This is a genomic window from Pseudomonas sp. ICMP 3272, from assembly GCF_001466905.1.
In the GTDB taxonomy this organism is placed as follows: Bacteria; Pseudomonadota; Gammaproteobacteria; order Pseudomonadales; family Pseudomonadaceae; genus Aquipseudomonas; species Aquipseudomonas amygdali.
The window spans coordinates 71,660-97,922 of sequence record NZ_LKEK01000046.1 but is presented as its reverse complement, the minus strand read 5'-3'; the positions used below and the strand labels follow the sequence as shown (position 1 = coordinate 97,922).

At 57.5% G+C, this 26,263-nt stretch carries 23 protein-coding genes and 1 pseudogene; 10 read left to right on the top strand and 14 right to left on the bottom strand.

From position 1 onward, the window contains the following. Positions 1-300: 300 nt before the first annotated feature. Positions 301-2,724 (bottom strand): glucose/quinate/shikimate family membrane-bound PQQ-dependent dehydrogenase, encoded by a 2,424-nt coding sequence (locus tag AO068_RS11110; RefSeq protein WP_058408382.1) that lies wholly within the window; start codon positions 2,722-2,724, stop codon positions 301-303. Between the two features lie 442 nt (positions 2,725-3,166). Here AO068_RS11110 and AO068_RS11105 point away from each other — a divergent pair, with 442 nt between their 5' ends. Together AO068_RS11105 and AO068_RS11100 are read left to right on the top strand one after the other, a co-directional pair. After that, the gene (locus AO068_RS11105) at positions 3,167-3,394 is read left to right on the top strand and encodes a VF530 family DNA-binding protein (RefSeq protein ID WP_003363662.1); all 228 of its coding nucleotides are present in this window, start codon (positions 3,167-3,169) and stop codon (positions 3,392-3,394) included. 52 nt (positions 3,395-3,446) lie between these two features. After that, on the top strand, positions 3,447-4,106 hold the full coding sequence (locus tag AO068_RS11100) for a Pr6Pr family membrane protein (protein ID WP_003363659.1): 660 nt from the start codon (positions 3,447-3,449) through the stop codon (positions 4,104-4,106). Between the two features lie 15 nt (positions 4,107-4,121). Here the strand turns inward: AO068_RS11100 and AO068_RS11095 are convergent, their stop codons facing one another. The 3 genes from AO068_RS11095 to AO068_RS11085 all read right to left on the bottom strand — a co-directional run bounded on the left by AO068_RS11095 (position 4,122) and on the right by AO068_RS11085 (position 8,683). Beyond that, positions 4,122-4,889, bottom strand: a complete 768-nt coding sequence (locus AO068_RS11095; protein ID WP_058408381.1) for a siderophore-interacting protein — start codon at positions 4,887-4,889, stop codon at positions 4,122-4,124. After that, positions 4,886-5,476, bottom strand: a complete 591-nt coding sequence (locus tag AO068_RS11090; RefSeq protein WP_058408380.1) for a PadR family transcriptional regulator — start codon at positions 5,474-5,476, stop codon at positions 4,886-4,888. Before AO068_RS11090 ends, AO068_RS11095 begins: the two co-directional genes overlap by 4 nt. Positions 5,477-5,563: 87 nt before the next feature. Then, positions 5,564-8,683, bottom strand: coding sequence for a transglycosylase domain-containing protein (locus AO068_RS11085; RefSeq protein WP_058408379.1), 3,120 nt, complete (start codon positions 8,681-8,683; stop codon positions 5,564-5,566). 328 nt (positions 8,684-9,011) lie between these two features. Between AO068_RS11085 and AO068_RS11080 the strand changes: the two genes are divergently transcribed. Next, entirely contained in the window at positions 9,012-9,860 is an 849-nt protein-coding gene (locus tag AO068_RS11080) for a hypothetical protein (protein WP_058408378.1), read from the top strand. A 51-nt stretch (positions 9,861-9,911) separates the two neighbouring features. Here AO068_RS11080 and AO068_RS11075 read toward each other — a convergent pair whose 3' ends face one another. Then, positions 9,912-10,601, bottom strand: coding sequence for a hypothetical protein (locus tag AO068_RS11075; RefSeq protein WP_058408377.1), 690 nt, complete (start codon positions 10,599-10,601; stop codon positions 9,912-9,914). 178 nt (positions 10,602-10,779) lie between these two features. Then, complete coding sequence (locus AO068_RS29235; RefSeq protein ID WP_058408376.1) at positions 10,780-11,493, bottom strand: hypothetical protein; 714 nt, start codon at positions 11,491-11,493, stop codon at positions 10,780-10,782. A gap of 403 nt (positions 11,494-11,896) precedes the next feature. On the opposite strand from AO068_RS29235, the gene AO068_RS11065 reads away from it, so the two are divergent. Continuing rightward, positions 11,897-12,646 carry a hypothetical protein gene (locus AO068_RS11065; RefSeq protein ID WP_058408383.1) on the top strand — a complete coding sequence of 250 codons (750 nt, stop codon included), beginning with the start codon at positions 11,897-11,899 and terminating at the stop codon, positions 12,644-12,646. 46 nt (positions 12,647-12,692) lie between these two features. Here AO068_RS11065 and AO068_RS11060 read toward each other — a convergent pair. Both AO068_RS11060 and AO068_RS11055 read right to left on the bottom strand, forming a co-directional pair. Beyond that, a pseudogene (locus AO068_RS11060) lies at positions 12,693-13,357 on the bottom strand (hypothetical protein). 110 nt (positions 13,358-13,467) lie between these two features. Next, the gene (locus AO068_RS11055) at positions 13,468-14,598 is read right to left on the bottom strand and encodes an OpgC domain-containing protein (RefSeq protein ID WP_058408375.1); all 1,131 of its coding nucleotides are present in this window, start codon (positions 14,596-14,598) and stop codon (positions 13,468-13,470) included. A 294-nt stretch (positions 14,599-14,892) separates the two neighbouring features. On the opposite strand from AO068_RS11055, the gene AO068_RS11050 reads away from it, so the two are divergent. The 3 genes from AO068_RS11050 (at position 14,893) to AO068_RS11040 (ending at position 16,824) form a co-directional block, all read left to right on the top strand. Next, positions 14,893-15,174, top strand: coding sequence for a type B 50S ribosomal protein L31 (locus AO068_RS11050; protein WP_002554875.1), 282 nt, complete (start codon positions 14,893-14,895; stop codon positions 15,172-15,174). A 151-nt stretch (positions 15,175-15,325) separates the two neighbouring features. After that, the gene (ddlA, locus tag AO068_RS11045) at positions 15,326-16,417 is read left to right on the top strand and encodes a D-alanine--D-alanine ligase (protein ID WP_058408374.1); all 1,092 of its coding nucleotides are present in this window, start codon (positions 15,326-15,328) and stop codon (positions 16,415-16,417) included. Beyond that, the gene (locus AO068_RS11040; RefSeq protein WP_058408373.1) at positions 16,414-16,824 is read left to right on the top strand and encodes an NUDIX hydrolase; all 411 of its coding nucleotides are present in this window, start codon (positions 16,414-16,416) and stop codon (positions 16,822-16,824) included. Before ddlA ends, AO068_RS11040 begins: the two co-directional genes overlap by 4 nt. A gap of 38 nt (positions 16,825-16,862) precedes the next feature. On the opposite strand, the gene metR is transcribed toward AO068_RS11040, so the two are convergent. Further along, positions 16,863-17,780, bottom strand: coding sequence for a transcriptional regulator MetR (metR, locus tag AO068_RS11035; RefSeq protein ID WP_002554872.1), 918 nt, complete (start codon positions 17,778-17,780; stop codon positions 16,863-16,865). Between the two features lie 106 nt (positions 17,781-17,886). On the opposite strand from metR, the gene AO068_RS11030 reads away from it, so the two are divergent. The 3 genes from AO068_RS11030 to AO068_RS11020 all read left to right on the top strand — a co-directional run bounded on the left by AO068_RS11030 (position 17,887) and on the right by AO068_RS11020 (position 20,472). After that, positions 17,887-18,627 (top strand): 5-methyltetrahydropteroyltriglutamate--homocysteine methyltransferase, encoded by a 741-nt coding sequence (locus tag AO068_RS11030; protein ID WP_058408372.1) that lies wholly within the window; start codon positions 17,887-17,889, stop codon positions 18,625-18,627. 123 nt (positions 18,628-18,750) lie between these two features. Continuing rightward, positions 18,751-19,743, top strand: a complete 993-nt coding sequence (locus AO068_RS11025) for an alpha/beta fold hydrolase (RefSeq protein WP_080164866.1) — start codon at positions 18,751-18,753, stop codon at positions 19,741-19,743. An 81-nt stretch (positions 19,744-19,824) separates the two neighbouring features. Then, positions 19,825-20,472, top strand: a complete 648-nt coding sequence (locus AO068_RS11020) for a DsbA family oxidoreductase (protein ID WP_058408371.1) — start codon at positions 19,825-19,827, stop codon at positions 20,470-20,472. A gap of 221 nt (positions 20,473-20,693) precedes the next feature. Here the strand turns inward: AO068_RS11020 and AO068_RS11015 are convergent, their stop codons facing one another. Genes AO068_RS11015 through AO068_RS10995 form a run of 5 tightly spaced genes read right to left on the bottom strand, consistent with a single transcriptional unit; the run spans position 20,694 to position 26,162 of the window. Continuing rightward, positions 20,694-22,022, bottom strand: a complete 1,329-nt coding sequence (locus AO068_RS11015; protein WP_058408370.1) for a sigma-54-dependent transcriptional regulator — start codon at positions 22,020-22,022, stop codon at positions 20,694-20,696. 10 nt (positions 22,023-22,032) lie between these two features. Further along, positions 22,033-23,964, bottom strand: coding sequence for a sensor histidine kinase (locus tag AO068_RS11010; RefSeq protein ID WP_058408369.1), 1,932 nt, complete (start codon positions 23,962-23,964; stop codon positions 22,033-22,035). 55 nt (positions 23,965-24,019) lie between these two features. Beyond that, positions 24,020-24,754, bottom strand: a complete 735-nt coding sequence (locus AO068_RS11005) for an amino acid ABC transporter ATP-binding protein (protein ID WP_002554866.1) — start codon at positions 24,752-24,754, stop codon at positions 24,020-24,022. Then, positions 24,751-25,419: an amino acid ABC transporter permease gene (locus AO068_RS11000; protein ID WP_177342370.1), complete on the bottom strand. Its 669-nt coding sequence runs from the start codon at positions 25,417-25,419 to the stop codon at positions 24,751-24,753. The genes AO068_RS11005 and AO068_RS11000 overlap by 4 nt, the downstream gene beginning before the upstream one ends. After that, on the bottom strand, positions 25,416-26,162 hold the full coding sequence (locus AO068_RS10995; protein WP_004658194.1) for an amino acid ABC transporter permease: 747 nt from the start codon (positions 26,160-26,162) through the stop codon (positions 25,416-25,418). Before AO068_RS10995 ends, AO068_RS11000 begins: the two co-directional genes overlap by 4 nt. Positions 26,163-26,263: the final 101 nt, after the last annotated feature.

Here is a 26,263-nt window from a genome sequence, read left to right as displayed (position 1 = left end):
CGTGCCAATGCTCCGCGTTGGCATGCAGTTCGTGACGCTCCGCGTCACAGATCTGCGCCGCACCACCTATTCAAGAGAGGACGCAGAGCGCCCAGAACGGCATTCCCACGCTGGAGCGTGCGGAACGATAATCGTCAGAGCACCATCGTGCCAATGCTCCGCGTTGGCATGCACTTCGTGACGCTCCGCGTCATAGATCTACAGCCTTGTCCGGTAGCAAATGCAGCCGAGACAAGGTTTCAGTAGCAATAAAAAAAGCGGCTACCTCGATAGCCGCTTTCCATTTACCTCAATAACGCATCACTTCGGCAGTTTGAACGCCATCACGTAGTCACCCTGTTTGGTGCCCAGTGAGCCGTGACCGCCCGCAACGACCAGCACGTATTGCTGACCGTCCTTGCCGGTGTAGGTCATCGGGGTGGTTTGCGCACCTGCGGGCAGGCGGGCTTCCCACAACTGCTTGCCGTTACGCACGTCATAAGCACGCAGGTACTGGTCAAGCGTAGCGCTCATGAACGCCAGGCCGCTGGCGGTGGTGAACGTACCACCCAGGCTTGGAACGCCCATGGTCAGCGGGAGCGGGATCGGCGAGCTGTCGCGCACGGTACCGTTCTTGTGCATCCAGATGGTCTTGTGGTTGGTCAGGTCGACTGCTGCCACGTAACCCCACGCGGGTGCCTGGCAAGGCAGGCCCATCGGCGACAGCAGTGCTTCCAGGATCACACCATAAGGCGCGCCCTTGTTCGGCTGTACGCCTTCGGTTTCGCTCTTGCGACCCGGGCCGCCTTCAACTTCGGCAGACGGTACCAGCTTCGAACGGAAAGCCATGTAGTTAGGATTGACGAAGGCGATCTGACGCACCGGGTCGACGGAAAGACCGCCCCAGTCGAACACGCCGAAGTTACCCGGATAAACGATCGAACCCTGCAGTGAAGGTGGTGTGAACGGACCATCGTAGCGCAGCGACTTGAAGTCGATCCGGCACATCATCTGGTCAAACGGCGTCACGCCCCACATGTCGCGCTCCTTGAGCGGCGGCGGCATGAAGTTCAGGTCGGACTTGGGCTGGGTCGGCGAGGTGTGATCGCCCGCGACAGCGCCTTGCGGGACCGGCACTTCATTGATCGGCACGATCGGTTTGCCGGTGCTGCGATCCAGCACGTAGATGCTGCCCTGCTTGGTCGACGCCAGCACTGCGGGTTTGACGCCGTCAGCGGTTTTCATGTCCAGCAGCGTCGGCTGACCGCCCACGTCCATGTCCCACAGGTCATGGTGAGTGAACTGGTAGTCCCAGCGCACGCGGCCGGTAGCGATGTCCAGTGCAACCAGGCCCGCGCTGTACTTCTCGGACTCTGGCGTACGGTCGCCGCCCCACTGGTCAGGGGTCTGGTTACCCATCGGCAGGTAGATCATGCCGAGCTTTTCATCGACGCTGAACATGGACCACATGTTCGGCGAGTTGCGGGTGTAGATCTTGCCTTCGGCAATCGGTGCAGTTTCTTCCGGATTGCCGCTGTCCCAGTTCCACACCAGACGGCCGGTGTGCACGTCATAGGCGCGGATCACGCCGGACGGCTCGTCCATGGAGACGTTGTCAGTGACGTGGCCACCGATAATCACCAGGTCCTTGGTGACCGCGGGTGGCGACGTGGAGTAGTAGCCGCCCGGAGCGAAGGTGCCCATGTTGGCGGTCAGGTCAACCGAACCCTTGTTGCCGAAGTCTTCACACATCTTGCCAGTATCGGCGTTCAGCGCGATCAGACGGGTGTCGGCAGTCGGCAGGAAGATTCTGCGCGGGCAGGCAGCACTGGCAGTGGCCGTGCCGTCAGCAGCCGGGACCGTCGGGCTTTGCGCCGGGGCGCTGGCGGCGTAGGCAGCGTCGTCATGATAGGTGACGCCACGGCAGGTCATGTGCGCCCAGCCCTTGAAGTTGGCTGCGTTCTGAGTGCTGAGCTTCGGATCGAAGCGCCAGATTTCCTTGCCCGAATCCGGGTCAAGCGCGATCACCTGGCTGTGCGGCGTGCACACATAAAGCATGCCGTTGACCTTGAGTGGGGTGTTCTCGGCAGTCGTTTCCCCCGGATCGTTCGGCCCCGGAATGTCACCCGTGCGATAGGTCCAGGCCGGCTCCAGCTTGTTGACGTTTTCCGGCGTGATCTGCGCCAGCGGCGAGTAACGGTCACCGAAGGCGGTGCGGCCGTAGGACTGCCAGTCGCCGTCAGGCATGGCTGGGGCGGTGTTGGTCGTGCCAGCCGTCTCGCGGTCCAGCTGGCCCTCGATACGACCCGGATTGGTGAACTGGCTCGCCAGCGCGGTCAGGCCGGCCAGCACCACAGCGATGCTCAATGCACCGGTGCCCATGCGTGCCGGACCGTTGCGCAGCAGTGGCTTACGGAACCACGGCAGCAGCAGGACGATGCCCAGTGCGAACCACAGCGCCAGGCGTGGCACCAATTGCCACCAGTCGAGACCGACTTCCCACAACGACCATACAGTGCTCGCGAACAGCAGCAGTGCATAAAGGCCCAGCGCAGCCGCGCGACCCGTGATCAGCAACACGCCGGTCACGGCGAAGCCGATACCGGCCAACAGGTAATACAACGAGCCATCCAGTTGCAGCAGTCGGGCACCACCGACCAGCAAGGCCAGCCCCATCAACAGGATCACCAGCCCGAGCAGGGTCGGCAACAGGCGATTTCTATTTGAAGCACCGTCAGTGCTCATAATGCGAATCTCCGCGAGAAGTAAGTAATTGAAATCTTTTTTTAAGCATCGCCTGCCCTGGCGCCATTCCTTGAAGCTGCTTGTTGAGACGAATCGCCGACGGTGGAATTAAACCGTCAGGCAGAGCGCGGCTGCACGTTCGGCTGGCGCGGTCGTTGAGTCGTAGACCATTACCGCCCGAATTCGTGCATAGGCTTTTTGTCCGAAGGAACATCTGCAGAAGGGGGAATCTTCAATCCTTAACCCGGCAATGATAGGGCGCTAACGATTTTTCTAAAAGCGAAAAACCTGACATGGATCATTGCAACGCCGGCAACAGTGCTGCAGGTCGACGGTGTTTTATGAAAGCGCGGCGCTTACAATGGCAGACTTTCGGGAAGCACCTGCGTACTCCAGAGATCCGTTCAGGTTCGTCTCTTCTTATTTCGTTGCAAGGCTCATCATGACAACACCCAATTCCGACCCGTTGCACGGCGTCACGCTGGAGCAGATCCTCAGGGCGCTGGTCGAACATTACGAATGGTCCGGCCTCGCCGAACGCATCGATATTCGCTGCTTCAAGAGCGATCCGAGCATCAAGTCCAGCCTGACCTTCCTGCGCAAGACACCCTGGGCGCGGGAAAAGGTCGAAGCGCTGTATGTGAAATTGCATCGCAGCAAGGGCTGGTAACAGGCCCGCCAGACAGTCCGGCAGGGACGCCGGCACGCAAGGATACCGATTGATGCTCAGTGAACATCCACAACCTGCGCAGGGACAGCGCTATTACGCCCTTGTGGCCGCTTGTCTCGGCTGGTCGGGATTGGTGATTCAGCTTTACCTGATCCTGATTGGCCGTTATGCCGATCACGCCAGTCTGCTGGGTGGGCTGGTGCGCTTTTCAAGTTTTTTCACCGTACTGACCAATACGCTGGTAGCGGTCGCCCTGAGTTGTGCGCTGACAACACGGCAGTCGGCAGGCCACCGGTTTTTCCGGCATCCGGTGGTGTGTGGTGGCATTGCGGTGAGTATTGCGCTGGTGGGCATCGCCTACAACATTCTGCTGCGCCACTTGTGGCACCCGGAAGGCTGGCAGTGGGTGGCCGACGAACTGCTGCACGACATAATGCCGCTGGCGTTCGTGCTCTATTGGTGGCTGTACGTGCCCAAGGGTACGCTGCGTCTGAGCCATGTAGTGCTCTGGGCGATCTATCCGATCGTCTACTTCGCCTATGTCCTGCTGCGTGGCCACATGTTCGGTGATTACCTGTACCCGTTCATCGATGTCGGCACGCTCGGTTTCCCGGCGGCATTCATCAACGCGCTGGGCGTGCTGCTCGGTTTCGTGCTGATCGCATTGGTGCTGCTGGCAGTTGATAAACGGGCGTCTCGTCGTACGCGGTGAGTCGCCCGGTCCTGCTCATTCTTCAGTGCTGTCCAGCTTCCAGTAACCGGCGGCCTTGACGAAGTCCTCTTCCAGGCCGAACTCGTCGAGCAGCACACGACGTAACTTGCGTGACAGCGCGGATTCGGTCGCGACCCAGGCGTACAGCTTGCCCTCGGGCATCTCCAGACGACGCGTGACGTCCAGCAGACTCTGTTCGCCGCGTACGATCCAGATCACGTCGACCTGTGCGGCACTGTCGAACACCTGCTGTTCCTGCGGGCTGGCCACTTCGACCACCACCAGCGCAGCACGATTGGCGGGCAGCGATTCAAGGCGTCGGGCGATGGCCGGAATGGCTGTTTCGTCGCCGATCAGCAGGTAGCTGTCGAACATGTCCGGCACCACCATCGACCCCTTTGGCCCGGCGATGTGCAGGAATTGCCCGGGCGCTGCCTGCGCGGCCCAGGTGGCCGCCGGGCCTTCGCCATGCAGAACGAAATCGATATCCAGTTCCCCGGTTTCTTCGTCGTAGCGACGCGGCGTGTAATCGCGCATCGGCGGGCGCGGCGTGTCCTTGTCGCCGGCAGGGTTCAGGTTTTCCAGCGCGGCCTGCTCTTCTGCCGTTTGCGGGAAGAACAGTTTGACGTGGTCGTCGGTACCCAGGCTGATGAAACCCGCCAACTCCGGCCCCTGCAAGGTAATGCGCCGCATCAGGGGTGTCAGTTCCGTGACCCGCACCACCTGCAGCTTGCGACGCTTGATTTCATGCATGACGCGATGGATTGACTGGGGCGAATTCATGCCGACTCCTCCGAGGCAGGTTGAGGCCCATCGACGACAGCCTTGGCCGTGCTGTTGAGCAGTTCGCTGACGCGCAAAATCTCTTCCGGGCTCCAGCGGCCATGGTGCATCTGCAGCGCGTGGCGCAGGTTGTGCACCGCTTCGTGGATTTCCGGCGGACGATCGTGGCCGCGCAGTGACCGCTTGCTGACATCTATGCGCATGCGCACACCTTCCAGCGCCACGGCCTGATTTTTCAGGGATTGGCGACCCGCATCGGTGATGGTGTAGAGCTTCTTGCCAGCCTGGGCGTCGCCGACCACCATTTCGCTTTCTTCAAGAAACGTCAGGGTGGGGTAGATAACGCCGGGGCTGGGGCAGTACGCACCTTCGAACAGACCTTCGATCTTGCGGATCAGGTCATAGCCGTGGGCGGGCTGTTCGGCGATCAACGCCAACAGCAGTAATTTCAGATCGCCAGGGGCGAAAACCCGAGGGCCACGTCCACCGCGTTCACGGCCCGGGCGTTTTTCAAAGCCGTCGCGATCTTCACCTGGTTCACGAAGATGCGGCGGACGGTGGTGGGGAGGGTGTTTATCTTCACGCATGTTTTTGCTCTCTGGTTACAAGTTAGATATACCTTAAGATATATCTTATTGTAATCACAGAGCTGGCAGACGAGCGGTCATTGCCGGTCAAACACCCTTGGGCGGATCGGCAAGCGGGGCGTTGCACATCGCCTGCCCATGATTCTCCAGGTACGGGGTCAGGATCGGAGCCATGCCTTTGAGTACCTGCACCGGCAGCGCCGAAGTAAAACGAAAGCCTTCGGCGGCGCGCCCTGGCACGAACGCGGTCAATGCGCCGAAGTGGTTGTCGCCGATATAAAACACAAAGGTCGCCGTGCGATTGATCGCCCTGGAACTGAGAATGCGTCCGCCTGCGCCGATGCTCTCGATCCTGTTATCACCCGTGCCAGTCTTGCCGCCCATCGCCAGCACGCTGCCGTCCTGCATCTTGAAGGTGCCTTGCACACGCTTGGCGGTGCCGCCATCCACTACCTGCGACAAGGCTTCGCGCATTGCCGCGGCAACTTCTGATGGCAGCACGCGCTGGCCCAGCTCCGGGTTGATGGTCAGTTCGGTGTCGTAAGGTGTATCAGCGGCAAAATGCAGACTGTCGATGCGCACGGGCGGCAAACGGATGCCATCGTTCTGGATAATGCCGATCAGCTCGGCCAGCGCCGCCGGGCGATCACCCGAGCTGCCGATAGCCGTTGCCAGCGATGGCACCAGATGGTCGAACGGATAGCCCACGCGCTGCCAGCGCTGTTCGATATCCAGAAACGCTTCGACCTCCATCATGGTCCTTACGCGGCTGTCGCGAGCGCTTTTGTGGCGACTCTTGAACAGCCAGCCGTAGACTTCCTGGCGCTCGTAACGACTGGCGGCCACGGCGTCCTTGAATTGTGCTTCAGGGTGTTTGAGCAGGTAGCCCACCAGCCACAGCTCCAGCGGGTGGACGCGGGCGATGTAGCCTTGATCGGGCAAGTCGTAAGTGCCCGGCCCATAGCCCTTGTACAAGTCGGCAAGACGCTTGTCGGTCAGCTTCGAGGTTGCTTTCGGCTCATCCAGATGCGCGCGGATGAACGCGTTGAACGTCGCTTGATCAGCCCCAGGCAGCAAGTAGCGATGCACGGCAGCCAGGCGAATGGCCGTGGGATGGATACCGTCCAGAAAAGTATCGAGGCGTTCCTGAGTGGTCTTTTCCTTGTAGCGTTTCCAGAAGCGCAGCAGGAACACCGTGCCCTCGCGGTCGGCAAACTGCGCGAGGTATTCCTGACGGCGCGGGTTGTCGTCATCCTTGAGCAACTCGGCACTGTTGTTGGGTGCCTGATATGTGCTGTAGCGCACCACATCGCGCATCAGACGAATGAACGGCAGGTTGATCGACTCACGCAACGACTCGCGCAGGGTGGGAATCCGCTCGTTGTCCTCACGCCGGAAGTTATTGAAACGGTGCATGCCGCCACCGGTGAAGAACGCTTCTGCCGGGCTGGCCGAATAGGTGCGGTCCAGTGCGGCCGAAAGCATTTTCGCCAGATCACGGTCCTTGTTCATCAGCAGGTAATCCACTGCCCAGCGAGTCAGCCGGTCCGGTTCTTCGACAGGCACTTTGCGCAGTTGCGCGGTACTCAGGTTCCCATACCGCCCATGCAGCTCGGCGATGATCTCCAGGTAAGTGGTCAGCACGCGCATCTTTGCGGTCGAGCCCAGTTCCAGCTTGCTGCCTTCGTTGATGTCGAAGGGCTGATCGGTGCTGTCGGTCTGCACCCTGACCCGCGAGCCATCCACGCCGCGTTCGAACAACGTGAAGCTATAGCGTACCTGGGTGGTACTGGCCGGGGTCAGCAGCCGCTCTCCCATCAAACCGGTTTTCGCAGCGAACTCAGGGTTGGCCAGGTCACGCAGGTATTGGCTGACGCTGCGCTGTAATTCGCCGTGCAGGGTGCTAGTGGCCGATAGATCAAGACGGTCCAGATCGTAAAGCGGGCGATTGAGCAGGTTCGACAGACGAGTGCGCGCGACACTGATGCCCTTGTTGGTTTCGATAGGCTGAATGGTCGGCTGCTGTGCCCAGTCACGGTAGGTAACCTGGGCGGCCAATGCGGCATCGGCCAGCGGTTGATCAATGACATTGGCCTGGGCCAGCAGGCGTAGGTGGCTATCGGTCAGGTCCGCCAATTCCAGGCGACCCTTGGCCAGATAATGCGACGGACGACGCTGAGCAATGACCAGTGACAGCACTTCGCGCAGGGCCAGTGCCTTATCGGCCAGCCGTTGTTTGTCAGTGGGGCTGGAGGCCAGTAATTCATTGGTTTTGGCAAAATCTGCACCGAACCACACCCGCAACCCTTCGGCCAGCCCGTGCACTTCACCGTGCCCCGGCACCGCGGACAACGGCACGCTGTTCAGGTAATCACGCACCACCCGTTGGCGTACCGCGAGGGTCTCGGTGCCCGGTTGATAGGCGCGAACACTGGCGGAAATCATCTGCCGCAACTTCTCTGAACCCGACAGCGTCAGCCCGTCGGGTGAGTGGCGATATTTTTCCAGTTGAGTCGCCAGCGTACTGCCGCCGGCCGACTGGCCGGGAAGGGCGAACATCTTCGCCATTTGCGACCACGCAGCCTTCACGAAGCGTGGCCAGTCCACTGCCGGGTTGGCCAAGGGTTGCTGCGGGTCCAGCAAGTCGCGGTTTTCGATAAACAGCAGGCTGTTCACCAGCAGTGGCGGAATAGCGGTAAAGGTCGGGTAAAACTGCTGCGGGTATCTGAACTCATACAACGGTTCATTTCGGCAATCAGTGATCGACAGGCCAGCCTGGGTTTTTTCCTCGTAAGGTACGAAGAAGCCATGCTGAACGTAGCGCATCAGCTCTGGAGAGAAACGGGTCTGGCGAGTAATCACATAATCGCGCTTGAGCAGGCGCTGCAGGAACTCATCCAGCGACGAATAGCCCAGGCGCCTGTCGAACGGCCCGTCACCGGGATACACCACGTCATGGCTCGGCCCAGGCTGCATTGAATAACTCAGGCTCGCGGCAAATCGGCTGAACTCACGCGCCTGCAGCCTTGAACTGCGGCTCTCCACGGTTATTGCAACACCCAGCGCAATGCAGGCCAGCACCACAATCACCCAAAACACCCGCCATCCGTATCGCTTGCGACGCGGACGCTTTGGCGCGCGTGGGTCATCCTGGCGGTCAGCTGACAGCGCTTCATGCTTGCTATCGGAATGCCGAAATACGCCCATAGTCGATTGTCCGGTCATCCTGTCAACGCACCTGACCCAAGCTTAGACGCTGGATGGGAATGTGGGGGAATTGTGTGGTGGTTTTCGAGATTGGCTGAGGCGATGCCTGGGCTGGCATGGCTTGTATGCTTTTTCGTCTAAGCACAGGATTTGACTGAAAAAAAATCAGTCATAGATAAGCGCCTGAAAACCAGTCTTTATAAATCCAGGCGCTGGACTTATAAAAGCCTATCGGTTATTTGTAGGACGTTTCTGATAATTGTTTCCAGCGCTTGATCTTGAATTAAACAGGTGATTACGTGCGTTTGTGTCTGGATTGCTATTGGCAATGTCTTACCACGCCATGGCACAAGTAGAAGGAGCTCCTGTCGTCAGTCAACAACCAATGTTGCAGGAACAGGCTGTACAAAACCCAAGCCATTCGAATCCTGTGGTGCTGTCGGACAAGATTCATCAGATCAGTCATATTCTGGAGAATACCTCCGCAGTTCATCAGTATAATTTCACCGCTACGCGCGGCCAGAATGTGCTGATTACAACGCCAGATTCGGATTACGACCAGAAATGGAGGTTGGAGTATCAGGTGGATGGCGGGGAGTGGCAGCCCAAGCGTCATTCATCGGCGCAGAGAATCGAAGGGCTCAATCCTGGTTCACAAGTCAATATACGTATTATCGCGACTGACGGTGCCAGGTTTGATACCACTGATTACAGCGTGGTGTTTGGCTCGTTTCCTCATATGCGTTATGACTTGCACCACGAAGAGGGCTTCAGGTTGATTCCCTATGGTTTCACCAAACCCGCTTTTCTGGCGACTCAAGCGCTCACAGAGGCAATGCTCGAGGTTACGTTTACCGACAGCAAGGCTTTTCCGCTGGAGGGCGGTGTTTTTGATTTCGAGCTCAGTATCAAACATCACCAGGCTAACGGGCAATACACCTCGGACAGTTCGGGGAAAATAATGCAGCGGGTAACGTTTAAACGCTGCGAGGGTGGTTTGCTCGCTGATAACTTCACTCACTTGAGTGAAAACGGGCGAGAAACCTGGAGTACTCGCTACGAGCCAAAAAAGTATTGGGCTAATAATAGGCTCGCTGAACAATTGGCGGATAAACCTCATGTGTACAACTTGGGGCTGATTTGCAATCGCTGGCTGATCAACTGGTCAAGGAACTGATTTAAAAAAACGCTCTGTCTGCCGTAGGCGCTACAGAGCGTTTTCTGACCGTCAGGCCCTCGTATCGATCAAGTGTGTCGAATCTTTTTCTGCTTTTTCTTTGATCTGACTTATCCAGATTTCACTAGGGTCATCTTTTTTGCTGAGTGCTATTTTTCCAAGATCAATGACGTTTTGAAAATTTAGCAGGTCCAGTTTGTAGGTTCCTTTGAATGTGTCTGTGTCATGGTCAGCCAGCGTCATGAGGATTTTGGCATGCGTGATCGCAGCATCCTTGAGATGGTTTTTTTGGTTGATGGCATCTGATAAATACTTGATTTCATTGGTGCCTAACTTATCGTCCAAGTCTATTATTTTAAGCTCGGCATCATCGCCTATCGTATAGCTGAAATTTTTACCCGTCAGGTCGGGCCGCAAATCTATAAGCTCCGCTCTGAACTCTTGGTAGAAACAGGATTGTAATTCCGACATGAGCAATGCATCCACATTAAGGTGCTCTAGATAAAGCTCTTTTGTCATTGGGCGAATGACTTTTTTAGTCGGGTCTTTCTCGTCGGGATGGTTGGAGGTGAATTGCAGCCACGGCTCTTCCTCACGCGTGTAGAAAGCATTTGCAAACTCTTCTTTTTTACTCAGTGCCGGTTTATCCTCAGGCGATCGTGGGAGGGGTTTTGTTTGAAGGTGGGTCAAGGGGCGCGACGGAGGAAGTAAAAAGTCGGAAGTAATAGTGCTAATGTACATTTTCTGCTCCTTGCTGAATGACTGTATCTTTCTTGTTATCGGTGAATGGGCTGGATACTTGGGCTGATAAAGCTGTGGGAAAATTCCTGGTCACAGGCTTTGTGTGATCTGCGTCACGAACCAACCGCATGTCACTGGTTATTCCGAGCGAAATATCAACGGCCTGTATTTGCATTCATCAAACGTGTACATCAACCAGAGGTTTTGGTTCTTCCTCACGCTTCGGCGCATAGCGCTCGATCTGGTAAATAATCGTGTCCATGAAATTGCCAATATGGTTGCGGCTGAAGATCTGTCCGTAGTCGATGACCTTGCTGTAATTCTCAAGGTTGAGCGTGTGCTGATCGCCGAATTTTTCCGTGTAATGGTCGAGTAGCGTCATCACGATTTTTGCGTGCGCACGCAGATCTTCTTTCAGTTGTTGACGTTCGTTCAGCTTTTCGGTCAGGTACGTGAACTCTGTCGGGGTGAGAACCTCGTCCGGGTCGGTCACCTGAATGTCCTGATTAAAGCCCAGCGTGAAGCCGAAATGCTTTTTTGACAGCTCAGTATTGAGGTAAAAAAGCTGCTGCTTGAAATCGTGGAAATTGTCGTACATACGGCATATGGTTTGGTCAAAATCCTTAATGCAGTTTTCCAGATACTTGCCTCGGATATCTTTTGCTTCCTTTTCAGACATGTTCTCTAAAATAGCGCGTCCTGCCGCCGAATTTTTGTAGCTGGAAAACCAAGGTGTCTCTTCGGTTGTATAGAATTCAGCGTTCGGGTCACGCGGTTTATCATGTGCCAGAGGGACATTGATCGGCAGAGCAGCAGATGAATTGAGGGGTGGCGAGCCTAAGAGAGTGCGCTGTTGATTTTGTAATGGAAAAGCCAAGGGGTTGATATACATGCTAGGCGCTCTTTGGTGTTAGTGATAGCTATCTAACGGCAGGCCTTTGCAAAACTTTGCCTGATAAGCGTGTAGGATATTTCCCAGGCTGTAGGTGGTGGTTGTTTTTGTAGGAGATTTCCTTAATTTCAATATGATGGTTGACTAAGTGTTCGGCTCTCTATTACGTCGATTTTGTCAGTGGCAACCTGCCTCTGCATAATCTGCGAGAGTATCTATGAATATTTATGGGGAAAAATGTGTTGGTTTTTGCTTGTTTTCTATCTTCGTGGTACTGGCATCGGCGTCCGGCGCTCACGCCAATACAGGTAGTGAGGATCCGGTCGTTGCATCAACTAACGAAACCAGCGAAACCGTTTTGGCTGAAGCTGTTCAAGAAATTTCCGAGCCAAGATTCACCGTCATGCTGGATAAGCTGCACTCGGTAGCAGATGCGTTGACAGTTAAATATCCTGTTCACTACTACGGTTTTGTGTCGCATCGTGGGCAAGATGTACTACTCTATGCGCCTGTTGGTGACCCGGTAACTAACGAGTGGAAGACCGAGTATTACGAAAATGGTGAGTGGGTTGCTCAGACACTTGAGACCAAGGTTTTTACAAATCTGACTCCCGAGGCAGAGGTGATTGTCAGAATCACGCCAAGAAACCCGTTAGTAGGGAGCACTCTCCCATACACCGTCAGATTTGGTTCCTACCCTGTTCTAAAAAGCTACGAACTGCTTGACGAGCCGGGTGTGATAAGGATTCCAAGTGGGTATACCAATCCTGACTGGTTGGCCACCCAGATTTATAAAGAGGCTGTTTTTGAGGCGAGATTTACCGACACCAAAGGCACGCCCTTGGAAGGCGGCATGGCGATTCTTGACCTGAGTTTTGGTAAAGCAGAACCTTCAATTGAGCATGTTGTAGTCAGTGATGCTACCGGCTTTGCTTCTCAGCGTATCGAGTTTGGACGCTGTTACGGTGGCGTGGAGGCCCAAGATTTTGTGCACGCACAAAGAGGTTTCAATACATGGAGAAGTCACTATAAAGTTGCTGGCTACACCGTACACAATTTTTCATTGGGACCAATGACAGCGACCCCTCATATTTTTTACATGGGGCATATCTGTACACAGACCGTTCTGCGAACTGTCGCTCCTCGTGGTTAACATTCAGCTCAGTCTGGCGAGCCGTTTGTCTCGCCAGACTGATTTCTCATACCGCCAAAGAAATATAGGAAAAATCTCGCTTTCAGCATTGCTCTGGACTTGCTGTATCCATTCGTCCTGCATTTTTTGCACGCTGGTGCTCATAATCCTGCCATAATCGATCACATCCTGAAAATTACTGATATCCAGTTTATATCGACCACCAAATGTTTCATGATCATGGTCAACTAAAGTCATGACCGTCTTTGCGTGCTGCTGTATTTGCTCTTTGAACTCTCTGAACCCGTTGATAGCATGGGTAAGCACTGATGTGTCATTCTCAGTCAGGCTGTTATCGTAGTCAATTATCTTGATGGACGCGCTTTCGTTCAGTGTAAAACCAAATTTTTTACTTGCGATGTCGGGGTGCGTTTCTTGCAGGTCTTTACGAAAACTGTCGTAGGTGACATTTATCAACGCAAGCTCCAGTACGTCGACTATTTTTTTATGCGCCACGTAGTCGAGCCGATTTGTAATGTGCTCGTTGATCGACTCCAATAACCACGGCTCTTTCTGATATTCATAAAATACATTTTCTTCTGTCTTTTTTGCTTCGGATGCAATGGCCTTTTCCAAGCCAGCATCTTCTGTCGGATCGCCATTTTTGGTGCCAGGTATCAGCGCCGTTTGTTGCAGGGTGTTTGCCTGATTCGGAATGCCATTAATGTTCAAAACGTTGCCCTCCCTTTGGTCTCATAACGAATAGCGGCCAGTTCCTGAAAAACTTGGCCTGATAAACCAGTAGGAGATTTCCGAGAGGGCGTGCAAACGTGACGCTGTTCTCAAGTAGTTAACAAGCGGGGCGATTTCCCCAGCCGCTTATTCAACTCCAGCCCATTGGCCATCAGCATCATCAAGCCGAGCCCGACAATCGCGGTAGTCACCTGCATAGGCCATGTATCACCTGCCAGTGCATTTGCCATGTCTGCCAGTGGCGCGAGCAATACGCCCAGGCAGAATACTTCCAGCGAATAACGGCCCATGCGGCAGGTCTGGCGGGCGGGCCAGTTTTCGAGCCAGGCGCTTGAGGTTGGCAGTAGTCGGGCGACGACGTAGACCAGTGCAAGGAAGTGCAGCAGGCGCGCGGGTGCCAGGTCGGTCTTGCTGATGGGGTACAAGGCGTCGAGGTGCAGGGTCGAGACTAGCGCGCTGTGCAGGCCGGGCCATTTTTCGCTGAAGGTCAGCATTCCGGCAATCACCACGTAGACGGCGGCCATCAGGAACAGCGGTTGTTGGCGCAACGGAGGTTGCACAGCAGTTGTGGCTGTTTCGCTGCGCAATGCACAGGCGCCGCCGAGGATGAACAGCAACTGCCAGGCCACCGGGTTGAAGTACCACACGCCACCGCCTTCATAGGCACGCAGGTTCCAGCCGAATAACGGCACCATCAGGTACAGCGCGATCGACAGGCCGACCGCCAGTTCCAGTTTGCGCAGCATCAATGGCAAGGTCAGGGGCAAGGTCAGCAGCAGGACGATGTACAGCGGCAACGGGTCGGTCAGGTTGGGCTTGAAACGCAGCAGCAGTTCATCGGCCAATGCCTGTTGCGGGTTGCCGACGAAGTATTCAAGGCCCATCTGCTGGACCATGTCGCGGGTTTCGACATGGTTGTTGGCGACGAAGACGATGCCCATCAGCAAGGTCAGCAGAAAGATGTGCACGACATACAGCACCCAGGTGCGGCGCAGGATCCGCACGCCAGCCACCAGCATGCCGTCGCGCCGGGCGATGCGCCCATAGGCCAGGATCGATGCGTAACCGGCAAGGAAAACAAAGATTTCCGCTGCGTCGCTGAAGCCGAAGTTGCGTACGGTCAACTGAGCGAGAGGGTTGTCCGGCACGTGATCCCAGAATATGAAGACCAGCGCCAGGCCACGAAAGAAGTCGATTCGATGATCGCGTCCGTTATTCATAACGGTGGACTCTTGAAAGTGCTAATGAGTAAAGATCGGCCACAGAGGCTCAGGTTCCAGGCCGGCGACCAGTGACGTTCGGCGGCGCGGCAGGGTGCCGTTAATTCGGCTCGATTGCAAAGTCACGCTATTACAGAATGTCTCTGGCACGCTGGTTCTGGCGGTTTCAGGGCGACAGCGGCTGCATGCGCGCGTTCGATCAAGCTCGCCGATGATGGCAATCAACAGCAATCATTCTCATCTTCTTTTATGTTACTGTATAACGATTGCAGTCAACTCACCGGAGAGCTAACCATGAAACCCGATATCCATCCTGCTTACCGTACTGTGCTGTTCCACGACACCGCTGCCGACGTTTACTTCCTGATCGGCTCGACCGTAGACACAGACCGCACGCAGCAGCACACCGACGGCAACACCTATCCTTATGTCGCACTCGACGTGTCCAGCGCCTCGCACCCGATGTACACCGGGCAGCAGCGCAAGACCACCAACGAAGGCCGGATCGCGGGTTTCAACAAGCGTTTCGCCACCTTTGGCTCTGGCGGCAAGAAAGAAACCGCAGCGGCTCAATGAGCTGTCTGACCTCCCGGTGATGGGCATTTCGCATGGATTGCCCACCACCGGGTTTTTTTTGTCTGAATTTCAGGTGTGCGGCCAATCATCTGCTGGACTAACAGCCGACATTGCTTTTATCTTCGCGGCCTGAAAAACAGGAGTAACCGCTTTGAAAAAGTCAGTCGCCATCGTTTTCGGTGGGCAATCCAGCGAGCATGAGGTTTCGTTGCAGTCGGCACGCAACGTGATCAATGCGATTGATCGTGATCGCTATGCGCTGACCCTGATCGGTGTCGATAAGCTGGGCCGCTGGTTGCGCTTCGACGAAGCCGACTACCTGCTCAATGCCAATGATCCTGCGCGGATCAAACTGAGTGCATCCGGCAAGCAGTTGTCGCTGTTGCCTGGCAGCACTGGCGGCCAGTTTGTCGAGGTCGAGACAGGCAAACCGCTGGCAGCTATCGACGTGGTATTTCCGCTGATCCACGGCGCGTTTGGTGAAGACGGTGCATTGCAAGGCGTGCTGCGCATGCTGGCCGTTCCGTTTGTGGGCGCTGACGTACTCGCCTCGGCGGCGTGCATGGACAAAGACGTGACCAAGCGTCTGCTGCGCGATGCAGGCATTGCTGTCGCGCCGTTCATGGTGCTCAGCCGTGGGGAAACCCTGTCGTTCGCCGATGCAGCCACGCAGTTGGGCCTGCCGATGTTCGTCAAACCGGCCAATCAAGGCTCGTCGGTGGGCGTCAGCAAAGTGTCTGACGAGGCTGGCTTCGTGGCTGCACTGGCATTGGGTTTCGAATTTGACCACAAGCTGCTGATCGAGAAGGGCATCGTCGGCCGGGAAGTGGAGTGCGCGGTACTGGGTAACTTCGATGCGCAGGTCAGTGTCTGTGGCGAAGTGATTGCCAACGACGAGTTCTACGCCTACGACACCAAGTACCTGAATGGCGACCAGGCGCGCATCGCGATACCCGCCGAGTTTCCCGCCGATCTGAGTGATCAGGTACGTGAAGTCGCGTTGCAGGCTTACAAAGTGCTGGGTTGCGCAGGGCTTTCGCGGGTCGATTTCTTCGTGACCGATATGCATGACATCATCATCAACGAGGTCAACACGCTGCCCGGCTTCACCTCGATCAGCATGTACCCCAAGCTCTGGCAGGCCAGTGGTCTGACCTATGCCGAACTGATCCATCGCCTGATCGTGCTGGCCCTTGAGCGCGCTGATCAGGCGCGTTTGCTGAAAACGGAAATCTTTGCATGAAGATAATCCGCATCGCGGCGGCGCTACTGGTCGGCACAGACGGCCGGACTCTTCTGGTGCGCAAGCGCGGCACTCAGGCATTCATGCAACCGGGCGGCAAGATTGAACCTGGCGAACCGGCACCGCGGGCGCTGGCCAGGGAGCTTGAAGAAGAACTCGGGCTGATCATCGATCCGCAGCAGGCGCTGTTTCTCGGCGAGTTCGTTGCACCGGCTGCCAATGAGCCGGGCTTTGAGGTGTGTTGTCAGCTTTACGAGGTCAGATCTGATGCCCAGGTTCTGCCCGCCGCCGAGATCGAAGAAGTACTCTGGGTCGGCGCAGACAGTCTTGCGGATGTGCATCTGGCTCCGCTGACACGCGACCTGATCCTGCCGTTGTACCGCCAGCGGCAAACCCGAGCGAACTGAACCCGTGTCGTCCTGTGCCTTGGCGCAGGACGATACTGTCAGCGAACCACGCTCACCCCGTCCAGCGTTGAAAACGAGGTGTCCTTGGCGGTCAGCAGGAAATCGCGCATGTACGGTGCATCGAGCATGTCGGCGCGAATACCGGCATACAGCGTTGCGAACAGCCCTTTCTCACCCAGGCGCTTGGCCTTCACATAACCGCGTGAGCTGTATTCATGCAGCGCCCAGTGCGGCATCCCACAGACCCCGCGTCCGCTGGCGACCAACTGCATCATCATCACCGTCAATTCCGAGGTTCGTACCTGTGCAGGCTCGATATCGGCGGGCTCCAGAAAACGGGTAAAGATGTCCAGTCGGTCGCGCTCCACCGGGTAGGTGATCAGCGTTTCGCTGAGCAGGTCTTCCGGAACAATGTACGGCCGGCCCGCCAGCGCGTGTTGATTGGCCACCGCCAGCATCGCTTCATAGGTGAACAGCGGCACGTAGGTGATGCCGGGCAATTCCAGTGGGTCGGACGTTACCACCAGGTCCAGGTCACCACGCGCCAGCGCCGGCAATGGCGCGAAAGAGAAGCCGGAAGACAGGTCCAGCTCGACCTCGGGCCAGGCATCGCGGAACTGGTCGATGGTCGGCATCAACCATTGAAAACAGCTGTGGCATTCGATTGCCATGTGCAGCCGTCCCGCCGTGCCGCCTGCCAGACGGGCAATGTCGCGCTCAGCACTGCGCAGTTGCGGCAGCATGGAGTCGGCCAGTTGCAGCAGGCGCAGACCGGCGCTGGTAAACCGTACCGGTTTGGTCTTGCGCACGAACAACGGCATGCCCATGCGCTCTTCCAGTTCCTTGAACTGATGGGACAGCGCCGACTGCGTCAGGTGCAGGCGTTCGGCGGCCTCCACAAGGCTGTCGGCCTCGCGCAGGGCGTGCAGGGTTTTGAGGTGGCGTATTTCAAGCACCGTGAGTGCTCCATGAGCAGTATTTGTGATCAACACGAAAAAAATGAGTTTGTCTCATGTTGTGTCAGCTGTCGACAATAGACCCATCTTTTATGGAGGACGCATCGTGGCCCTGACTCAACACCCTGACTATTTTCACATTGGCGCAGACCGTGAATTGCAGCACGCTCTGCAGGCTTTCTGGAAACAGGATCAGGGTGTTGCGACAACGGACGCCGAACTGCGCACCTGGCTGATGGCGCGTTACCCGCAGCAGGTGCCACACCTGAAACGCGACCAGCGTTTTCAGCCTGACTGGGCACCGCTGCTGGCGAGCGTCGCTGAAGCGTGCGAGCAAGGCCGCAAGCCTGCGTTGATCGGTCCTCTGACACTGCTCTGGCTAAGTGATGTTCAGGGTGGCGAGGTCGATCGCCTCGACCTGCTGGAGCATCTACTGCCGGTGTATGGCGAGATCTTCGGGCGTCTGGCGGCGCGCGGTGTCGAGTGGATTCAGATCGACGAACCGATCCTGGCGCTCGACCTGCCGCTGGCATGGAGCAACGCCTTCGAACGCGCCTATCACATTCTTCAGTATTCGCCGTTGAAGAAGCTCATTGGCCTTTATCACGGTGACCTGCGGCCCAACCTGGGTGTCGCGGCCTTGCTGCCGGTTGCAGGGTTGCATCTGGACAGCGTGACCGAACCGGAGCTGCTGGCTCCGGTGTTTGATCGTCTGCCGGTTTACAAGGTCCTGTCCCTGTCCCTGGGCGAGTGCGACACGCATTCGGGCTGGCACCAGGAGTCCCTCCTCGAAGCGCGCGCCCGTTTTGGGGAAAACCTGATGGTGGCGGATCAGGTCGCTGCGTAACGCAACACCCGATTAACGACCGCTCAGCGCCATTCATCAAACTGTCACGCAAGTGTGGCAGCGCGCTTGGCAAAACATCATCAGACTCTCTGCCTACTGGGGATCTGTTTTTTGGTGTTTTTCATGCGGGTTTTAATTTTTCTGGCCGCGCTTCTGTGCGGCTTGCCGTCTTTTGCGGCCGATCGTTGTGATGTCGATGTTCCTGTACAGCATGCTGACCTTAAAGAGGTACGAATTGCCTATCAAAGCATCGGCAGTGAGTCCGACCCTGCCTTGCTGTTGGTAATGGGCCTGGGCGGGCAGTTGATTCATTGGCCGGACGAGGTTGTGGTCGCGCTGTGTCAGCAGGGCTACCGGGTGATTCGCTACGACAATCGCGATGTCGGTCTGTCCACCTGGGTGCAACAGCCCGCCGAGGCCAATCTGACCTTTGAAGTGCTGCGCTACAAGCTGGGCCTGCCGGTCTCTGCACCGTATTCGCTGACCGATATGGCCGACGATGCCTTGGGCCTGATGGACGCCCTGCAGATTCGCCAGTTTCACGTTCTTGGCGCGAGCATGGGCGGCATGATTGCTCAGCACCTGGCCGATCTGGCCCCGTCGCGGGTCGAAAGCCTGACGCTGATCATGACCAGCTCCGGTGCACAGGGCTTGCCGATGCCCAGTGCGGCGTTGATGCAACTGCTGGCGCGGCGCGGCGCGCCCAACCGGGAAATGGCCATCGAGCAACAGGCTGATCTGCTTGCAGCGCTGGGCAGCCCGCAGGTCAAGGACGATCGCCAGCAATTGCTGCATCAGGCTGCGGTGTCCTACGACCGGGCCTTCAATCCCGAGGGCGTCAAGCGTCAGATCATGGCGATTCTGGCCGAGCCGAGCCGGGTGGAGTTGCTGAACCGTCTGCGCCTGCCGGTGCTGGTGGTGCATGGCACGGCTGATCCATTGTTGCCGGTCATGCACGGTGTGCATGTGGCCGCGCACATTCAGGGCAGCCAGCTGCGCCTGATTCCGGGGCTGGCGCACCGTTTTCAGGAAGCCTTCAAGGCACCGTTGCTCGGGGCGGTGCTGCCGTACCTGAAAGCCCAGCATGAGGACGGTCGCAGTCTTGCTCAACTGTGAAGCCTGCCCGGTTGTCAGGCTCCGACAGAGGTGTATCGTATGGCCCTTGTTTATTGAATTAGCTGACTGAAAAGGGCCGACATGACGACTGCACTGAAGATCGATTTCATCTCCGATGTTTCCTGCCCCTGGTGTGTCATCGGCCTGCGCGCGCTGGATCAGGCGCTGGAGGCACTGGGGGATGAGGTGCAAGCGCACATTCACTTCCAGCCTTTCGAGCTGAACCCGAACATGCCTGCCGAAGGGCAGGACATCAAAGAGCACATTGCCGAAAAGTACGGCTCCACGCCGGAACAGATCGAAGGTATTCACCAGACCATCCGTGAACGCGGTGCTGAACTCGGCTTCACTTTTGCCAGCGGCGAGCGGCGTATCTACAACACGTTCGACGCCCATCGCCTGCTGCACTGGGCCGAACAACAAGGCAAGCAGTACGCATTGAAACAGGCGCTGTTCGAAGCCTATTTCAGCGACCTGAAAGACCCGTCCAGCCACCAGACTCTGGCAGACGTAGCGCAGAAGGTCGGCCTGGACCGTTTGCGCGCTCAGGCCATCCTCGACAGCGGCGAGTACACCGCAGAGGTCCGCGAAGCCGAGCAACTCTGGACATCCCGTGGTATCACGTCGGTGCCGACCATGGTCTTCAACGACCAGTACGCCGTCTCGGGCGGTCAGCCGGTCGAGGTATTCGTCAGCGCGATCCGCCAGATTGTCGGTGAATCGCAGTAACGCACTGCCTGTGCAGGATAGGACGCAGAGCGTCCGGAAAGGCATGCCCACGCGGAGCATGGGCACGATAGGTGTCTTGCGGACGCCTATCGTTCCTCGCGCTCCTGCTTAGGGACGTGCGGACGCCGATCGTTCCGCACGCTCCAGCGTGGGAATGCAGTGGGTGACGCTCTGCGTCACAGATCTGCGTTACACCGCATACTCAAGATCGGACGCAGTGCTCAAAGCCCGTATTTCTTGACCTTGTCGAACAAGGTGGTCTTGGCCATGCCCAGCTCCTGACTGGCCTGGCTGAGGTTGCCGCCGCTGCGTTGCAGGGCTTCGCTGAGCAGGGATCGTTCGAAGGCCTCAACCGCTTCGGCAAACCCCAGGCTTTGATTTTCACTGACCGTGCCTGCCTGTTTGAACGCTGGCAGACCCAAGGCAAACCGCTCGGCTACGTTGCGCAGCTCCCTCACGTTACCCGGCCAGTCGTGGCTCATCAGGCTTGAACTGGTCTGTCTGTCCAGCGTCGGCGGCTCACGGTCGAAGCGCAATGACGACAACTGCAGGAAGTGTTCGAACAGTTGCAGAATGTCTTCGCGGCGCTCACGCAATGGCGGCAGCTCCAGCGTGACGACGTTCAGACGGTAATACAGGTCGCTGCGGAACTGACTGGTCTTGCTCAGTGCATTGAGGTCGGATTTGGTCGCCGCAATGACCCGGCAATCCACTGCAACACTTTGGTTCGAACCAAGCCGCTCCAGAGTTCGTTCCTGGAGGACGCGCAACAGTTTGATCTGCAGGTTGACCGGCATGCTTTCCACTTCATCGAGAAACAGCGTGCCATTGTGGGCGTGTTCGATCTTGCCGATGCGCCGCTTGCCCGCGCCGGTAAATGCATTGGCTTCGTGACCGAAAATTTCCGACTCGAACAGACTTTCTGCCAGCCCGCCGCAATTGAGTGCCACGAACTGACTGTCCTTGCGCCGGCTGAAGTCGTGCAGGCAACGCGCGACGAGCTCCTTGCCGGTGCCGGTCTCGCCTTCGATCAGCACATTGGCCGACGTATCGGCGACGTTGGTAATCAATGCGCGCAGGTTTTGCATGGCGGGGGAGCGGCCGATGATTCGGCCTTCCAGCGAATCGCGTTCGGCCAGTTGCTTGCGCAACGCCCAGACTTCCCGGGCCAGCCCGCGCTGCTCCAGCGCGCGCCGGGTGACGTCGACCAGGCGCTCGGGAGAAAAGGGTTTCTCCATGAAATCGTAAGCGCCATCGCGCATTGCGTTGACGGCCATGGTGATGTCGCCGTGACCGGTGATCAGCACTACCGGCAGGCTACTGTCACGCGCCTTGAGACGGCTCAGTAATTCCAGCCCGTCGATACCCGGCAAACGAATGTCGCTGATGACGATACCGGCAAAATTGTCACCAATGCGCTTGAGGGCGTCTTCGGCGCTGGATAGGCCTTCGCTGGCAATGTCTTCCAGCGCCAGCGCCTGCTGGCAGCCGAGCAGCACATGCGGGTCGTCTTCGACGATCAGCACGGTCAGGTCGCTGTTGATGCTCATGGGTGTCGTCTCATGTCAGCCCACCTAGGCCGGGGCCGGTCGGGCGATTGTCGGTCGGGGCATCGGGGACAAATGGCAGGCTCAGTACAAATGTCGTGCCGCCGTCACCCGGATGCTCTGCGCTCAGGCTGCCCCCGGCTGCGGCGGCAAGGCTCGCCGACAGCGTCAGGCCCAGTCCCAGGCCTTGTTCGCCGGGTTTGGTGGTGAAGAAAGGTTCGAACAGGTGCTTGCGGGTTTCGGTATCGACGCCGTGTCCGTTATCACGCACCCGCAAGCGATAACGGCCGTCTTCAATTGACCCGGTAAGCCACAATTCGGGCGCTGGCTGGTTGAACATGGCGTCCAGCGCATTGCCGATCAGGTTGACCAGAATCTGTTCCAGACGGGTCTGATCGATGGTCAGGGTGGCGTCGACAAAGTCTCGATGCAATGCCAGGCCGGATTGCTCCAGGCGTACGCCGAGCAACTGCGCCGCCGCCTCGACGGCCTTGCTCAGTTGCGCCTGGCCCTGATCGTCGCCGCGTCTGGCGAATGCGCGCAGGCTGGCGGTAATGCGGCCCATGCGGTCGACCAGATCATTGATGGTGCGCAGGTTGGCGCTGGCGGTGTCCAGTGCGCCTCGCTCAAGAAAACGCACGGTGTTGCCAGACAAGGTGCGCAATGCTGCCAGAGGCTGGTTCAGTTCATGAGCGATGCTGGTCGACATCTGGCCGATAGCCGCCAGCTTGCCAGCTTGCACCAACTCGTCCTGGGCTTTGCGCAGGGTGTCTTCAGCCTGTCTTCGTTCGCGAATCTGCGCCTTGAGGCGTTCGTTGCTGGCACGCAGGTGTTCGGTACGCTCGGCGATCTTGCGTTCCAGCTCATTGTTCGCAGCCTGCAGCGCCTCTCTGGCCGCCAGCCGGGTCGAGATAACCTTGCGCCGCTCGTTCCAGGCAATCAGCAGAAAGGTCACCAGCGCGCAGGCCACAGCTACCAGCATGCCCTGGTTGGCCGCTTCACGGCGCAGGTCTTCCAGGGGCGTAAGCAGTGTCAGGTGCCAGGCGGTATCGCTCAGCGGGCGGCTCTGGGCCAGATAGCTGACCTGCTTGTGCTCTCGATCGACACTGACGTTGGCCGGGAACACAAGCTTTTCGACGCCTTCGGAAAGGGTTTCCCGTTCCAGCGGCACCAGTTCGTTAAGCGGCCACCAGTAATATTGCAGGCTGCGGGCCAGACGTTCCTTGACCTGCGGAGTGAGCGGTCGAACTGACTTCAGGCGTCGAGCCGGGTCACTTGAGAGGATGATGATGCCGTTCTCGTCGCTGACAAATGCCTCCAGACGAGCACGCTGCCAGCGTTCTTCCAGTGCTTCAAGGCGCACCTTGATCACGGCGACGCCGATGATCCGGCCTTTGTCTTCCAGCCCGTGGGCCAGGTAGTAACCCGATTCGCCCGTGGTGGTGCCAATCCCGTAAAAACGGCCGGGCAGGCCGCGCACGGCGTCCTGAAAGTAGGCGCGGAAGGACAGGTCTTCACCCTGATAGCTGTCGGAATCACGCCAGTTGCTGGTGGCCAGCACTCGGCCGGTGGTGTCCATCACATAAATGGCGCGGCTGCCGCTGCGTCGATTCATCCCTTCCAGATAACGGTTGACCTGCTGCTGAAGCTCGGGGCTCGGCTTGTTGAGCATCTGCGACACGCTGGATTCAAGCTCCAGCACGCTGGGCAAATAGGTGTACTTGCTTATTTCGCTCTCGACCGTACGGGCGTGCAGCTCCAGCTGGCGCTCACCGGTCTCGCGCAGGCTCTTGATACCGCTGTGTTCGCTGATCAGGTAGGCGATATAGCCCAGTCCGATCATCAGCATGAGGATCAGTGGCGGCAAAAACAGTTGGCGTATCAGACGAGGTTTCACGGCGAGTGATGGCGGCGCGGCGCGATACAGAGTGGGGTCGCATTTCATCACAGTCGTCCTGAACCGAACAGCTGCCCGCGAGCGCGCGGGCAGCCGGCATTACCTAGTGCTGGAGAATCTTGGCGAGAAATTGCTGAGCGCGTTCCGAGCGTGCGCTGACGTCACCGAAAAACTCTTCTTTTTCGCAGTCTTCGACAATCTGTCCCTTGTCCATGAAAATCACCCGATTGGCGACCTTGCGAGCGAAGCCCATTTCGTGGGTCACGCACATCATGGTCATGCCTTCGTGCGCCAGTTGCACCATCACGTCGAGCACTTCGTTGACCATTTCCGGGTCCAGCGCAGACGTCGGTTCGTCAAACAGCATGACCACCGGGTCCATCGCCAGGGCGCGAGCGATGGCAACACGTTGTTGCTGACCGCCGGAAAGCTGCCCGGGATGCTTGTGCGCATGCTCGGAGAGGCCGACGCGGTCCAGCAATTTCAGGCCTTTTTCGGTCGCTTCGGCCTTGCTGCGGCCCAGTACCTTGATCTGCGCGATGGTCAGGTTTTCGACAATGCTCAGGTGCGGAAACAGTTCGAAGTGCTGAAACACCATGCCGACCCGCGAGCGCAGTTTTGGCAGGTTGGTCTTCGAGTCGGAAATGGAAGTGCCGTCGACGACAATGTCGCCTTTCTGAAACGGTTCCAGCGCATTCACGCATTTGATCAGGGTCGACTTGCCGGAACCGGAGGGCCCGCACACCACCACCACTTCACCTTTGCTGACCTCGGTGCTGCAATCGGTCAGCACCTGGAAGTCGCCATACCATTTGTTGACATTTTTTATGGAAATCATACGGCAAACCTTTTTTGCAGACGCTTCACCAGCAGCGAGGCGGCAAAGCTGATCGTGAAATAGACCAGACCGGCAATGATCAGGAACTCGTTGGCGCGCCCGATGATGTCGCCACTGGAGCGCGATGCGTTGAGAAAGTCCACAAGGCCCACGGTGTACACCAGAGAGGTGTCCTGGAACAGAATGATGCTCTGTTGCAGCAACAGCGGCGTCATCTTGCGAAATGCCTGGGGCAGGATGATCAGTCGCATCATCTGCGAGTAATTCATGCCCAGCGCCTGGGCTGCGCCCATCTGTCCTTTGGAAATCGACTGCACGCCGGCACGGACGATTTCGCAGAAGTACGCGGCTTCGAACATCATGAAGGCCACGACGCAGGAGGCGAAGGCCCCGATGGGCGTGTCTTCACCGGTAATCCAGCGCAACACGAATGGCACTGCGAGGTAGAACCAGGTGATCACCAACAGCAGCGGGATCGAACGGAAGTAGTTCACGTAAGCGCCAGCCAAATTGGCCAGCAGCTTGTTCGATGACAGGCGCATCAAGGCCAGCAGCGTACCGAGTACCAAGCCGCCGACGACACCCATTGCCATCAGCTTGAGGGTCATGACCATGCCGTTCCACAGGCCGGGAATGGCTGGAACGATTCCAGTGAAGTCCATTATTTGCCCCCCAGTGAGATGAGTCCGGGTACAGCGACTTTCTTCTCGATCATGCGCATCAGCAGCATCAGGCTCATGTTCAGCGTGAAGTAGATGAGGGTTGCGAGCGTAAAGGCTTCAAACAGGTTCGCGGAAAACTCGGCGGTCTGTTTGGTCTGCGCGAGCAGCTCCATCAGGCCGATCAGCGACGCTACCGACGAGTTCTTGAACACGTTCAGGAATTCGGAGGTGAGCGGCGGAATGATGATCCGGTAAGCCTGTGGCAACAGCACGTTCCAGTAGATCTGCGGCAGCTTGAAGCCCATTGCACGCGCGGCCGACTCCTGGCCCTTTGGCAGTGCTTCAATGCCGGTACGCACCTGTTCGCAGACCCGTGCAGCGGTAAACAGACCCAGGCAGACCACCACGCTCAGGAACGCTGAGGTAGTCGGGTTGAGGTCCTGCTTGTACCACTCCTGCAGGTTTTCCGGCAGCAGGTCGGGCACCAGAAAGTACCAGATGAACAGCTGCACCAGCAGTGGCACATTACGGAAAATTTCTACGTATACCGTGGCAATACCCGATACCAGACGGCTTGGTACGGTGCGCATGACGCCCAGTACCGAACCCAGTATCAGGGCGATGATCCAGGCAACGACAGCAATGGCGATGGTCCAGCCCAGGCCGGATATGAACCAGTCCAGATAGGTCTCGCTGCCGACGCCGGTGGACTTGAAGAACACGCCCCAGTCCCAGTTGTAATTCATCAGGGTCTCCCCCTATTTTTCTATTTATATCGAGATGCACGCACTGTCGGACTTCGAGAGTGAGGGGCCGGTCCCGAACAGGTTTTGCCTGCCCGGGATGC